Origin of the sequence: Listeria cornellensis FSL F6-0969 (assembly GCF_000525855.1) — a bacterium.
GTDB classification, from domain to species: Bacteria; Bacillota; Bacilli; order Lactobacillales; family Listeriaceae; genus Listeria_A; species Listeria_A cornellensis.
This window is the reverse complement of sequence record NZ_AODE01000014.1, coordinates 126,939-140,795: the sequence shown is the minus strand read 5'-3', so window position 1 is coordinate 140,795 and position 13,857 is coordinate 126,939. Positions and strand designations below refer to the sequence as shown.

The following is a 13,857-nucleotide window of genomic DNA, read 5'->3' as shown; positions in this document are numbered from 1 at the left end:
GCCACAGAAGTTCCGGCTTGTAATGAAGTACAATGTGGCTGGGCTGCGAGTCATAGCTTAGAGGGCGCGAAGGAATTAGCTAAAAAATCTTGGATAAGAAACAAGAATGGCCACATGTTTTTGGAGAATAGTATGTAAAAGCATTTACACGCAACTTGGAATGTGTTAAATTGTATATATATACATGACAATGAAGATCACTATGAGAGTGGTCTTCTTTTATTATCATTGTGAAAGCGGAAACACCTACATATATAAAGCAGTTTATGGAAAGGCGGATAAGGATGACGAAAATTTCTTTTATGCATCAAAATGAAATGGACTTAAAATTACGAAAGTTTAGCGATGCGATAGATAGTTTACAAGGACTTCCAAAAAAGGAATCGATACAAACAGCGGTTGAGAAAAAAGCTGATAAATATATTGTGATAGAACCGTTTGAAGCCGCCTGTGAGAAGAGATTAAAGCAAATGGATGCGATTGATAACAGATTTCGGAAATACTTAAAAGGGCGCGTACATGTAGAAAAAGAGTTATGGATTATTGCGTCGATTAAGAATTTAATTGACTATGGTTATTTGAAAATAGAGGAGTAGCGATGTTGGAAAGGAACAGTTTGATATGGAATTAGAACGTATTTGTCGATTATTAAAGCAACGTGGAGAGCCGATTATTGCGAAGAAAAATAGTATTGAGACCTTTCACGAAGAAGGAGAGGACTACTATCGATTAGAACGGGAACGATTAGCGGGTGGTGAACAATGGCATTATTTTTATGTGCGGAGTAAGAAAGAAAAGGTCGCAGAGAAGGAGCATCTAGCAAGTTATACGGATGAACGTGAGGGAGCCCGAATCTTTTATTTATGGACGATGCGCAGCCATTACCGTGAAAAATATATTTGGAAAATTCATGAATATTTACGTGATACGGATTATGATATCAGCCCAGATGTAGCAACTATGGAGCGAGCGTTGGCGGTTTTGTCAAAATTACATATACCGAGGCATCTATATAGTTTGGAAAATGAACAAAAACCGGATTCGATTAATCTTGAAACGGATTGGGATTCTGGACGAAGTTTTTATATCGATTTAAAGGGAGAAAGGCATCGGGAAACATTGGTTCGATCTAAAAGTATTGCGGTGAGTCTGGCGTTTGATAGGGTTTTGATGCTCTATTTATTTTATCAAGAACAGGATGCGTTGTTTCAGTCTAACGAAATTCAAACGCTATTTAATGAGCAAGAGCGCTTGGTTTTTCTATAAAAAATCCATCGAACCTCTTTGTTAGCGGGGTTCGATGGATTTTTTAATGCGCCATTTTATTTGTCAGTAGGCCGACATACGCGGATACACCTTTTTTCGTCAAATGAACGCCATCCCGACCGAAATATTCTGGATGATCGACGGCTAAACTGTACCAATCGACGCGTGTAACATTATCATATTCTGCATCAATTTTATCGATGGATTTATTTACTTCCGATTCCCATGGACGAGGGACGCGCGTATTCACAAGGTAAATGCTGGCTTGATCAAACATTTGGACGAGTTGCTCCATTTTTTTGAGGGCGAAAGGACCGTTTGTGCCGAGCTCGAGAATCACGGCGCTACCTTTGCTGTTATATTTATTATATTGTGTGGCGGTATTGATAGCATCGGCCATTTGGCGACCAACCAATCCGTCAATTGCGATATTTGGAACGGATTTCTCGAGGACTGGCTGAATGTCAATCATGAGTGAATCGCCAATTGCTAATGTCTGTGTGTAGCTGATTTTGTCAGGGGTGACTGGTGTTTTCGCTGCGTTCTTTTTAGGCGGTGGTGATGGTTTTGCTGGTGTATCTGGTTTAGGCACTTCTTTTTGCGGTGTTTTAGCGTCTGCAACGGTTTTTACGTGTGTTTTTTTGTGTGCCTTCTGCGTTTGTTTTTACTGGAATTAGATTACTCATGCCAAGTGCGAAGAATCCAAAAATGAGAACGAGGCTACTGATAAAAGCCCATTTCCCAACTGGATAGCCGCGCCAATGTAGTAACCCTTTGAAATGGAACGACTTGATGTAGGCGATAAAGCCTTTTTTTTCGAATTGGGGTCTCTACGAATCGGTAGGAAAGTTCCGCGATAAGAAGTGTTGCCGCAACTTGGAGGGTTGCTCGTATCAGATCTGGCGTCCCGACTTCGGTGATTGGTGTTGTTAGCGTGATAATTGGATAGTGCCACAAATAAATACCGTAAGAACGCACACCAATCCAACGCAGTGGTTTAAAACTAAATAATTTGCTCAGGTAGGAGGCTGGATGTGCGATAGTGGCAATCATAACAATCGCATTAATAGCAATTAAAAACATGCCGCCACGGTATAAAAAGGAATCGTACTCGTTTACGGTCACGATGCAAATCACGAAGATGGCAACGCTGATTGTGCCTGCTAGATTTACGGTAAATTTTGCGGGCTTTGGAATATGAGGCGATAAGCGTGTGAATGGCCATACGAAAGCCAATGCTCCGCCGAGTAACAAACCAAATGCGCGCGTGTCGGTTCCGTAATAAACGCGGCTTGGATCGCCGTCGGGTGAATACAGAATTGCCATTAAAATAGCGGAAAGCATTGCTGCAATAACGATAATGCGCAAAATGATGGCCGGTTTTTTGATGAACTTCAAGGCGCCATATAAGAATAGCGGCCAAATAATGTAGAACTGTTCTTCGATAGCTAAGGACCATAAATTTTTGATAGGAGATGCGATCCCAAAAGAGTCGAAGTAGGACACGTTATGGAAAATGAACCACCAATTGCTCATGTAAAGAAAGGAAGCAGTAGCATCCCCTCGTAATGTCGCCAGAAGTGGTCGGTTGAAAATAACGGCAAACACGACAACGACAACGATCATTAAGTACACGGCAGGGATAAGTCGCCTGAAACGCCCAATCCAAAATTTCTTCAAATCAATCCGTTCATTCTTTTCCCACTCGGATAGTAAAATGTTTGTAATTAAATAGCCTGATAAAACAAAAAAGATGTCAACTCCCAAGAAACCACCGGAAGCCCATCCAAAACTGAGGTGATAGGCGATGACAGCTATAACTGCCAGTGCTCGAAGCCCATCAATGCTAGGTACATATTTTCTTTTATATCGAGCGGATCTCTCCATGTAATCTCTCCTAACTGCAAATCATAAGGAAAGAAAGTTTCCCAATTTTAATTGCTAATATAAGTAGTAGGAACAAAAGTTTGCTATTAAATCTATTTTGCTGACCTCAATTATTCTCTACTGACCTATCATAACACATGTTCCTAGCGCTGTAATTCGATAGATAGCGAAAAAACGGGAATTTATTAAATTTGAGACAATTGTCTTATTTATGTATAATAAAAAGAACAATATGGCACATAAGTGAGGTGAGGAATTTGACGGAAATATTTGCCCATCGTGGGAGTAAGGGATCGCAACCTGAGAATACGATGCCGGCTTTTTTTGGCGGCGGTGAAAGCTGGGGCGGATGGGATTGAATTAGATGTTCAATTGACAAAAGATGGTATCCCTGTTGTGATTCATGATGAAACAGTAAATCGGACGACAAATGGCTCTGGGTTAGTGAAAGATTTTACGTTGAGAGAGCTTCAAAAGCTGGATGCGCATCAAGGGTATAAGAAGCATTTTCGGGCATTATTCAAGAAAACAAAGATTCCAACACTGGAGGAAGTGCTCGTTGTATTAGGGCGATATCCGTTGATTTTAAATATTGAATTGAAAACGGACACACATGAATATCCTGGAATAGAGGAGAAAGTACTGGGGCTTTGTAAAAAAAGGGCGGGACGGCTTACATTCTTATTTTGTTCCTTTAATCTAGACACATTGGCACGACTCAGGGCGTTAGATGATACGATTAAGCTTTCTGCGATTACGAAGTTGGACGTGGGAGAAGCGATGGCGCAGTTCGCAAGTTTACAATTGGATAGTATTAACCCGCCGTATACGATTCGGAATCAAGAAGCGCTTGGGAATGTCGCAACGCGCTGTTGGACGGCCAACAAAATAAATCAGATGGAGACGCTTTTTGATGAGAATGTTCGCGGGTTTATGACGGATTTTCCAGAAAAGGCTGTAGAGATACGAAGCAAGCGAAACAAATAGCTTTACTTTTAGGGAACGGCTGTACTATAATTGGAGACAAGTTAATATTAATTATTGTCTGAGATACGGAGAGACTACAAATGGCGAGCGCAATCGCTTGTTTTGTAGTCTCTCTTTTTTTGTGTAGCGGTTTCAAAGCCGGCGAAAAGTGGAAAACAGATGATGATGGATAGACTTCAAACAGGTCCTAGAGGGGGAAAAATGATGGTACAATTATTTTCAGCATTTGACAGAGAGACGATTCAGGCGAAGATGGCAGAGGAAGAATTTGACTTAGTTATTGTAGGCGGCGGGATTACAGGTGCAGGGATTGCGCTTGATGCTGTTTCACGCGGTATGAGCGTGGCTTTAATTGAAATGCAAGATTTTGCAGCAGGAACTTCTAGCCGTTCGACAAAACTTGTTCATGGTGGCTTGCGTTATTTACAACAATTTGAAATTAAAGAGGTAGCCGATTTAGGCAAGGAACGTGCGATTGTGTACGAAAATGGACCACACGTGACGACGCCTGAATGGATGATGTTACCGTTTCATAAAGGTGGAAACATGGGGAAACTGAGCGCCTCTTTTGGCATTCGCTTGTATGATTACTTGGCAGGTGTAAAAAAGGATGAGCGACGCAAAATTTTATCAGCAAAAGAAACGCTGGCTAAAAACCCATTTGTGAAGAAGGAAGGGCTGAAGGGTTCAGGTTATTACGTGGAATACCGTACAGATGATGCGCGTTTAACGATTGAAGTCATGAAAAAAGCCGTTGAGCTCGGCGCGAAAGTCATCAACTATACGAAAGCGGAGAATTTCCTCTATGATGCGAAAAAACAAGTTGTTGGTGTCGTGGCGCGTGACCGTATCACCGGAAAAGTGTTCGATATTAAAGGGCATCGCGTGATTAATGCGGCTGGGCCTTGGGTCGATAAAGTGCGTAAAATGGATTATGCAGTCAATAATAAACACCTACGTCTGACGAAAGGTATCCACCTTGTTATTGATAAAACGAAATTCCCGATGGAACAGGCTGTTTATTTTGATACTCCGGATGGTCGCATGGTCTTCGCTATTCCTCGTGAAAAAAAGGTCTATGTTGGAACGACGGATACAGTTTATGAAGAGATGGTTATTAATCCAAAAGCGAATGAAGAGGATCATAAGTATGTAATTAAAGCGATTAACTATATGTTTCCGGATGTTCATATTAGTGAAAATGATATTGAATCGAGCTGGGCTGGCGTTCGTCCGCTTATATATGAAGAAGGCAAGGATCCATCTGAAATCTCGCGTAAAGATGAGGTTTGGTTTTCTGAAAGTGGTCTGATTACAATGGCTGGTGGGAAATTGACTGGTTACCGCAAAATGGCTGAGAAGTTGCTAGATGAAGTTTCCAAAGCACTCGCAAAAGAAACAGGCAAGAAATTCAAAACGGTACAAACGCATCATTTACCAATTTCAGGTGGAGATGTTGGTGGTTCAAAAAAATATCGACGCATTCATCGAGAAGAAAGCAAAAGAAGGGAATAATCGCTTTGGTTGGTCGCTTGCAGAGGGTCGTGAATTAGCGAAGCGTTATGGTTCTAATATAGATCATGTATTCACCTATGCGCAGGAGCATAAAGAAAACGGTACATCATCACTGCCAAACAGCCTGTACGCACAACTTCACTATGCGATTTATCAAGAAGCCGTGATTCATCCTGTTGATTTCTTATTGCGCCGTACCGGATACTTGTTGTTTGATATGCCGTATTTGTTAGAATGGAAGGAAGAAGTCATAGAAGATATGAATAATTTATTCCAATGGGATGCGCAAACGAAAGAACAACTAATTGCCGAATTACAAACACAGATTGACGACGCGCGTGAACCAGCAGACTGGCATTGATTCCAATTTTACGTGTTGACAAAGCCTCTCGAACTAATCTTTGAGAGGCTTTTTGTTATACCTGACTCTATGGTAGGTATTTTTATATGAAAACGGATTAAAAAGTAGTAGAATAGAAATGTAATTTATTATACTGAGGCTTATTAAGAAGTTTAGAATTTAAAAGGAGATGTTTTATATGTCGTCGGTTATGCGTTTTTTAAGTGATCATACGGAAGAAGCAGTGGACTATTGGATTAGTACTTATTACGTGACTTCAGAGGAATATCAAGCACGAAAGTATACCCCTGGTTATATAGATGCGCACCGTAAAGAAACGATTACCCTCCTTAAGTTGGCTCTGCTGAATGAAGAGAGTATCCCCACCAATGCGAAAAGTATGGGGGAAGATAGATATGATATGCAGACAAGTTTTAAAGATGCGCTTACAAGTCATATGAGTTTTTATAGAGCGATGAACGAATTTCTAATTATCCATTATACGAAGCGCACGTTTTTCTGTGTGGAAGAAGAATTTTTGGATGCTTTATTAAAACTTCGAAAATATGAGGCTGCTTCTATGGAACAACTTATTGCTGGCTATACGATGCAAGAAGGACTAGAGGCACCGACCGCGTAATGGTGGGTGTTTTTTTTCATGCTGTATATCGCATTTTGGTAGTGACCGCCGTACTGTTTAGATGGTACAATAGAAATATGGAAGGGGAGGTTTTTTTGAGTAAAATTCCCGTTATTGTAATTGTTGGCCCGACTGCGGTTGGGAAGACAGCGCTGAGTATTGAGATGGCGCAGGTTTTTAATGGAGAAATTATTAGTGGAGACTCCATGCAAGTCTATCGTGGGCTGGATATTGGTACTGCCAAAGTGATCGATGATGAGATGGCTGGAATTCCCCATTATTTGATTGATATTCGTGAACCGAGTGAGCCTTATGATGTGTCGGAATTTAAACAGGAGACGCATCGACTCATTCGCCAAATTTGGCAAGCTGGGAAAGTGCCGTTTCTCGTTGGTGGAACAGGGCTTTATGTGCAGTCTGTTCTCTATGATTACACTTTTTCAGAAGTGGAGAGTGATATGGCTTATCGTGATTCTCTAGCTGAGATGCCGAGTGCTGTGCTTTTAGAGATGCTGCGCGAGGTGGATCCGCAGAGTGCTGAAAAGTTACACGAGAACAATCCACGGCGTATTATTCGGGCGTTAGAAGTGTATCATTTGTCTGGTAAGAAATTCTCCGAGTTGCAGAATCAGGAACAGCAATCAAGTGAGTTCGAGCCCTTGTTAATTGGACTGGATCGTGATCGTGCGGAGCTTTATGAGCGAATTAACCTGCGTGTTGATATCATGATGAATCAAGGGTTATTGGAAGAAGCGCGAAAGCTTTATGACACTGGTTTTCGTGACGTTCCAGCAGCGCGAGGTATTGGCTATAAAGAATTGTTTACATATTTCGATGGGGTGATGTCGCTAGATGAGTCTGTGGAACTGCTGAAGCGTAATTCGAGGCGCTTTGCTAAACGGCAACTGACGTGGTTTCGCAATCGTTTGGATGTCACGTGGTTTGACACGAAGGAAGCTGGTGTCAAGGATGCTGTAGCAATTGAGATAAGGCAGTTTTTAGTTACAAATCAGGTGTTTTAATCCCTGATAAAAAGGGTATTTGAAACTAGCATAGAGAAATAGTCTTCTTTTTTTTAGAAGTGTCATTTGTAGTTTTTGTGCATTTCGTATAGAATGAAGATAACTGAAAAAGATAGAGAATAGGAGCGATTCATTATGAAACAAGGTGGGCAAGGGTTACAGGATCATTATTTAAATCAACTGCGGAAAGAGAAAATTTTGGCAACGGTATTCTTAACAAATGGATTCCAGTTGCGCGGCCGGGTTATTAGCTTTGATAATTTCACGGTTTTGCTAGATGTAGATGGCAAACAACAACTTGTATTTAAACATGCAATTTCAACTTTCTCTCCACAAAAAAAATGTAGCTTTGAAATCGGATGATGAATAGGCTAATTGAATTTTAAAAACGAACGTAAGCCGAATGTTTTGTGCCAGTTTTGATTGGTGCGAGCATTCGGTTTTTATATGGGTTTCCATCTTTCTTTGTGTCGTTTTTTTATGCTACGATGAAGGGAGGAAATGATAGGAGTGCGGATAATGGTGGAAAGAGCGATATTAGTCGGCTGTGAATTGCCGAAACAGACGGAGGAACACTTTTACTATTCGATGTTGGAATTGGGTAGTTTGGCGAAAACGGCGCAAGCGGAGGTCGTTGGAGAAGTGACGCAAAAGCGGGAGCGGATACATCCGGCTACATTTGTTGGTTCTGGGAAAATAGAAGAAATTGCAGCATTTGTCGCGGAGATGGAAGTCGATGTGGTGCTTTTTAATAGTGAACTTAGTGCGACGCAGGTGCGGAATATTTCCAATATTGTCGATGCGCGCATTCTTGATCGGACGCAGTTGATTTTGGATATTTTTGCAATGCGTGCGAAGACTCGAGAAGGGAAATTACAAGTTGCACTGGCGCAATATCAATATTTGTTGCCTAGATTGAGTGGGCAAGGGGTTTCTTTGTCGCGTCTTGGTGGTGGAATTGGGACACGCGGACCAGGGGAAACGAAACTGGAGATGGATCGACGCCATATTCGGCAAAAAATGGTCGATATTAAGAAACAACTGGATATAGTGGTGAAGCATCGCGAGCGGATGACGGCTAGGCGCAATGACCAGGCTATTTTTAGGTTCGGTTTGATTGGTTATACGAATGCTGGGAAGTCGACGCTTTTTAATCGATTGAGTGATGCTAAGACATTGGAAGAGGATCAGTTGTTTGCCACGCTTGATCCGACGACGCGGAAATTGGCTTTTTCGCAGGGATATACAGCTCTTTTGACAGATACGGTTGGTTTTATTCAAGATTTGCCGACGACGGTTGTTGCGGCTTTTCGTTCTACGCTTGAAGAGACGGCGAATGTGGATGTTCTTTTGCATGTGGTTGATTGCTCGAATCCGGATTATATCCAGCATGAAAAAACAGTTTTGACGTTGCTTGAGGAGTTGGAAATGCAACATATTCCGATTTTGACGGTTTACAACAAGAAAGATCAGCAATTACCTTATTTTATCCCAACACAGCCAAATTATGTTGAAGTGAGTGCGTTAGAAGAATCTTCGCAGTACTTTTTGATGGAAAAGATGTTGTGGGAAATCAAGCAACTGTGGCAACCTTACGTGGCATGTGTTCCTGCAAGTGACGGGCGAATGTTACATAGATATAAGCAGGAAACAGTTATTATTGAAGAGACGTTTGATGAGGAGACGGAAAGTTATCAATTAAAAGGCTATCAAGCGCGAAAGGATAAGTAGAAATGACATCATTTTTTAAACAAATACCAGATGAATTGCGTCAGTTAGCGCATGTTGTGGAGGATGAGTTGCGACCTTTGCAACGCGAGACGGAGGTCATTGCGGAAGAAAATCAATGGAAGGTTATGCAGGCTTTTCAGAAAAATCGAGTGAGTGATTTCCATTTCACGCCGTCAACGGGCTATGGTTACGATGATGACGGCCGTGATACGCTAGAGCGAGTGTATGCGGATGTTTTTAAGGCGGAAGCCGCACTGGTTCGTCCACAGATCATTTCAGGGACACACGCTATCTCAACGGCTTTATTTGGCGTATTACGTCCCGGTGATGATTTGTTATATATTACAGGCGCGCCATATGACACGTTAGAGGAGATTATCGGCATTCGAGGTTCTGGCAAAGGCTCGTTAAAGGAGTATCAGATTGGATATGACATGGTTCCGTTAAAAGAAGATGGTTCTGTTGATTTAGAGCTAGTTCGGGCGAAAATAAAGCCGACGACCAAAATGATTGGGATTCAGCGTTCGCGAGGTTATGCGGATCGACCATCTTTTTCGATTGCAAAAATAAAAGAGATGATTGCGTTTGTTCGTGAGTTGAAAGAGGATATCGTTGTTTTTGTAGATAATTGTTACGGCGAGTTTGTCGAAGTTTTAGAGCCGATTGAAGTGGGTGCTGATTTAATTGCAGGGTCTTTGATTAAAAATCCAGGTGGCGGATTGGCTAAGACTGGCGGTTACATTGCTGGCAAGGCGGACTTGGTTGAATTGTGCGCGTATCGTCTAACAACACCTGGGATTGGCGCAGAGGCGGGAGCATCTCTATACAGTCTGCTTGAGATGTATCAAGCTTTTTCTTGGCGCCGCACGTTGTTTCGCAAGCTGTGAAAGGGGCACGTTTTACAGCGGGAATTTTGGGCGAGTTTCAGGTGGAGACAGATCCGACTTGGGATGCACCACGGACCGATTTGATTCAGAGTGTTTCTTTTCATGATCGCGAAAAAATGATTGCTTTTGCTCAAGCGGTTCAAGCAGCATCACCAATAAACGCGCATGTTGTTCCGGAAGGGGCTTACATGCCGGGGTATGAAAATGACGTTATCATGGCAGCGGGGACTTTTATTCAAGGAGCAAGTCTGGAATTAACGGCGGATGGTCCGATTAGGGAGCCTTATCAGCTGTACGTACAGGGTGGCCTCACATACGAACATGTAAAATTGGCAGTTTTGGCGGCAACGAATCGACTGATAGAGCAGAATTTTTTTGTTAGTATCACAAATAACATCGAGATGTAAATAAAATTCAAAAAACAGCAAAAAATATTTTTGCTGTTTTTTTATGTTTCAGTGTAACCGTTGATGCGTAAGGTTTTGTTTATATGTGAGATTATCTAACATAAATTTGACAAATGATATCACATACATTATAATGCAACTAACATATGAAAAATATAGTGTTTTGAAAGGGGTAAATTGTCGTGAGTGAAAAAGAAATTAGAAGATCGATGCCTCTTTTCCCGATAGGTCCTGTCATGAAATTAACAGACCTTACTGCGCGACAAATTCGTTATTATGAGGACCAAGGATTAATACACCCAGCAAGAAATCAAGGGAATCATCGACTGTACTCGCTACAAGACATCGATGTACTGCTTGAGATTAAAGATTATTTGAATGATGGTCTGAATATTGCGGGAATTAAAAAAATGTATAAAATGCAGCAGGATGAGCAGAAAACACCGCTTACTGATGAGGATGTACGCAAGATTTTGCGAAAAGAAATGCAACAAGCTGGCCGATTCGTGAAACAAGATGCCTCTGGGAAACAACAATTACCAAGATTTTGACACAAGGTATTTACTTTTAAAAAGTTTATATAATATCAATTATTGGGAGGATTTAATTATGACATCGTATACTAAAGAAGACATTTTTCGCTTCGCAGACGAACAAAATGTGAAATTCATCCGCTTGCAATTCACGGATATCCTAGGAATCATTAAGAACGTGGAAATTCCGGTAAGTCAATTAGGCAAAGCATTGGATAACAAAATGATGTTTGATGGCTCCTCTATTGAAGGTTTTGTACGTATTGAAGAATCTGACATGTACTTATTCCCAGACCTTGCTACATGGGTTGTATTCCCTTGGACAGCAGAAAAAGGGAAGGTGGCACGGTTGATTTGTGATATTTATAATCCAGACGGAACAATTTTTGCGGGGGATCCTCGTGCTAACTTAAAACGTGTATTAGCCGAAATGCATGACTTAGGATTTACAGATTTTAACTTAGGACCAGAACCCGAATTTTTCCTTTTCAAATTGGATGAGAAGGGCAAACCAACGCTAGAATTGAATGATAATGCAGGTTATTTTGATTTAGCACCAACAGATTTAGGTGAAAATTGTCGTCGTGATATTGTATTAGAATTAGAAGAGATGGGCTTCGAAATTGAAGCGAGTCACCATGAAGTGGCTCCAGGTCAACACGAAATTGATTTCAAGTATGAAGATGCAGTCACAGCGTGTGATAGTATCCAGACATTCAAATTAGTCGTAAAAACAATTGCTCGTAAACATGGTTTGCACGCGACATTCATGCCAAAACCATTGTTCGGTGTGAATGGATCAGGAATGCATTTCAATATGTCCTTGTTCAATAAAGATGGAAATGCATTCTTTGATAAAGACGGCGAAGAACAATTAAGCCAAACAGCGTATCATTTCTTAGCGGGTATGCTAAAACATGCGAAAGGCTATACTGCGGTCACTAATCCGACTGTCAATTCCTATAAACGACTAGTTCCAGGATATGAGGCGCCATGTTATATCGCTTGGTCTGGCAAAAACCGTAGCCCTCTTGTTCGTGTGCCAAGTTCTCGCGGACTAAGTACACGTTTGGAGCTTCGCAGTGTCGATCCAGCGGCAAACCCATACCTAGCAATGGCTGTCCTACTTCGTGCAGGTTTAGATGGTATTAAAAATGAGCTTACGCCACCAAAACCTGTGGATCGCAATATTTATGGCATGAATGAAGAAGAGCGTCACGCGCACGGCATTTATGATCTTCCAGAAAGTCTAGCACTAGCTTTAAAAGAGCTGGCCAAAGATGACATCATTGTTGATGGTTTGGGTGAACACATTCTAGAACATTTTGTGGAAGCTAAGACCATTGAATGTGATATGTTTAGAACCGCAGTTCACCAATGGGAACGCGATCAATACATGGAAATATATTAATAGCTAAAACCAAAAAAGCTTGCCACACCATTATTGGTGTGGCAAGCTTTTTTGGTTTAGCGAATATCGCGGTACAAGCCGATAACTTTACCTAAAATAGTAACATTTCTTAAAAGGATTGGCTTTAAAGAATCATTCTCTGGTTGTAAGCGGAAATGGCTGGATTCTCTGAAAAACCTTTTGCAAGTAGCTTCATTGTCATCCGTCATTGCGACAACTATTTCGCCGTTATTAGCGGAATTTTGTTGCCTTACAATCACTTTGTCGCCGTTAAGAATACCTGCGTTAATCATGCTTTCGCCATCAATTTCCAACATAAATATCTCTGTTTCACCATTCGCCATATATTCAGGTAAAGGGAAGTATTCATCGATATTTTCAACAGCGGTAATAGGTATACCTGCCGTTACTTTACCGATAATAGGAATATTAATAACATTTGGAGTTGCGATATCATCTTCCAAAGATAGGATTTCAATAGCCCTAGGTTTTGTCGGGTCTCGGCGAATGAGGCCTTTTCCTTCGAGTCGTGCTAAGTGGCCGTGAACCGTTGAGCTAGAGGCTAAACCAACTGCTTCACCGATTTCACGCACGGAGGGTGGATAACCCTTATCTTTTACTTCAGATTTGATAAAGTCATAGATATCTTGTTGCCGTTTTGATAATTTCATTTGTTTCACCCCGCTCACTCTTTCATTACTTCTTTATTAATCCCAGTATATCAAAGATTTTTTAGATATGCAAACAATTGTTCGTTTTTTTTTGTTGACATTATAGAACGAGTGTTCTATAATGAATAAAAAGCGAACGTATATTCTTTTGGAGGGATAAAGATGACTTTAAAATCTATTTGGGATCGGTATTATATTGCAATTATATTTATTATTACGTGTTTTGTTTTGGGCCTCGTGTTAATGATGGTTACAGTGAATCAGGCGGGTTCTGATTATGACGAGGTTAGTGTTGCTAGTGGAGATTCTATTTGGAGCTTAGCAGATGAATATGCTGGTAATTATAAAATGAGCAAGCAAGAATTTGTAGCATGGGTCGAGAAAGAGAATCTTATAATCAATGGCAAATTAACAGCTGGTGAGACAATTACGATCCCAGTTAAGAAAGGTAGTACAGATATAGATAGTTCTATTCAATTAGCAAATGAGTAAATAGGACACAATGCTTTAAAAACCTCTTATTTTCATGTAGAATAGGCATTGATAATGAACGAAAAGAG

General features: G+C 41.0%; 10 protein-coding genes and 5 pseudogenes. 13 read left to right on the top strand and 2 right to left on the bottom strand.

The genetic code is table 11. The annotated features are described in order from the left end of the window. The 3 genes and pseudogenes from PCORN_RS18290 to PCORN_RS06840 form a co-directional block, all read left to right on the top strand. A pseudogene (locus PCORN_RS18290) lies at window positions 1-131 on the top strand (S-ribosylhomocysteine lyase); the annotation flags it as partial. 153 nt (window positions 132-284) lie between these two features. After that, complete coding sequence (locus tag PCORN_RS06845; protein WP_036078756.1) at window positions 285-596, top strand: hypothetical protein; 312 nt, start codon at window positions 285-287, stop codon at window positions 594-596. Between the two features lie 25 nt (window positions 597-621). Then, a complete protein-coding gene (locus PCORN_RS06840) occupies window positions 622-1,266 on the top strand; it encodes a hypothetical protein (RefSeq protein WP_036078754.1) in 645 nt (214 codons plus the stop codon). Window positions 1,267-1,309: 43 nt separating this feature from the next. Here the strand turns inward: PCORN_RS06840 and PCORN_RS06835 are convergent. Then, a pseudogene (locus tag PCORN_RS06835) lies at window positions 1,310-3,153 on the bottom strand (acyltransferase family protein). A gap of 333 nt (window positions 3,154-3,486) precedes the next feature. On the opposite strand from PCORN_RS06835, the gene PCORN_RS06830 reads away from it, so the two are divergent. From PCORN_RS06830 to glnA, 9 genes and pseudogenes are all read left to right on the top strand, one after another. Then, window positions 3,487-4,140, top strand: coding sequence for a glycerophosphodiester phosphodiesterase family protein (locus tag PCORN_RS06830; RefSeq protein WP_241433106.1), 654 nt, complete (start codon window positions 3,487-3,489; stop codon window positions 4,138-4,140). Between the two features lie 204 nt (window positions 4,141-4,344). After that, window positions 4,345-6,016, top strand: a pseudogene (locus PCORN_RS06825) (glycerol-3-phosphate dehydrogenase/oxidase). Window positions 6,017-6,194: 178 nt separating this feature from the next. After that, window positions 6,195-6,635, top strand: a complete 441-nt coding sequence (locus PCORN_RS06820) for a hypothetical protein (protein ID WP_036078751.1) — start codon at window positions 6,195-6,197, stop codon at window positions 6,633-6,635. A 95-nt stretch (window positions 6,636-6,730) separates the two neighbouring features. Further along, complete coding sequence (gene miaA / locus PCORN_RS06815; RefSeq protein WP_036078782.1) at window positions 6,731-7,657, top strand: tRNA (adenosine(37)-N6)-dimethylallyltransferase MiaA; 927 nt, start codon at window positions 6,731-6,733, stop codon at window positions 7,655-7,657. Window positions 7,658-7,792: 135 nt separating this feature from the next. Beyond that, window positions 7,793-8,027: pseudogene (hfq, locus tag PCORN_RS06810) on the top strand (RNA chaperone Hfq). Window positions 8,028-8,176: 149 nt separating this feature from the next. Continuing rightward, window positions 8,177-9,388 carry a GTPase HflX gene (gene hflX / locus PCORN_RS06805; RefSeq protein WP_036078747.1) on the top strand — a complete coding sequence of 404 codons (1,212 nt, stop codon included), beginning with the start codon at window positions 8,177-8,179 and terminating at the stop codon, window positions 9,386-9,388. 2 nt (window positions 9,389-9,390) lie between these two features. Next, window positions 9,391-10,682: pseudogene (locus PCORN_RS06800) on the top strand (methionine gamma-lyase family protein). Window positions 10,683-10,864: 182 nt separating this feature from the next. Beyond that, window positions 10,865-11,233, top strand: a complete 369-nt coding sequence (locus tag PCORN_RS06795; RefSeq protein ID WP_036078744.1) for a MerR family transcriptional regulator — start codon at window positions 10,865-10,867, stop codon at window positions 11,231-11,233. 58 nt (window positions 11,234-11,291) lie between these two features. Beyond that, window positions 11,292-12,626 carry a type I glutamate--ammonia ligase gene (glnA, locus tag PCORN_RS06790; protein WP_036078742.1) on the top strand — a complete coding sequence of 445 codons (1,335 nt, stop codon included), beginning with the start codon at window positions 11,292-11,294 and terminating at the stop codon, window positions 12,624-12,626. Between the two features lie 56 nt (window positions 12,627-12,682). Here the strand turns inward: glnA and lexA are convergent, their stop codons facing one another. Continuing rightward, window positions 12,683-13,297, bottom strand: a complete 615-nt coding sequence (lexA, locus tag PCORN_RS06785; protein ID WP_036078779.1) for a transcriptional repressor LexA — start codon at window positions 13,295-13,297, stop codon at window positions 12,683-12,685. Window positions 13,298-13,459: 162 nt separating this feature from the next. Here lexA and yneA point away from each other — a divergent pair, with 162 nt between their 5' ends. Next, window positions 13,460-13,789: a cell division suppressor protein YneA gene (gene yneA / locus PCORN_RS06780; protein WP_036078741.1), complete on the top strand. Its 330-nt coding sequence runs from the start codon at window positions 13,460-13,462 to the stop codon at window positions 13,787-13,789. Window positions 13,790-13,857 lie beyond the last annotated feature (68 nt).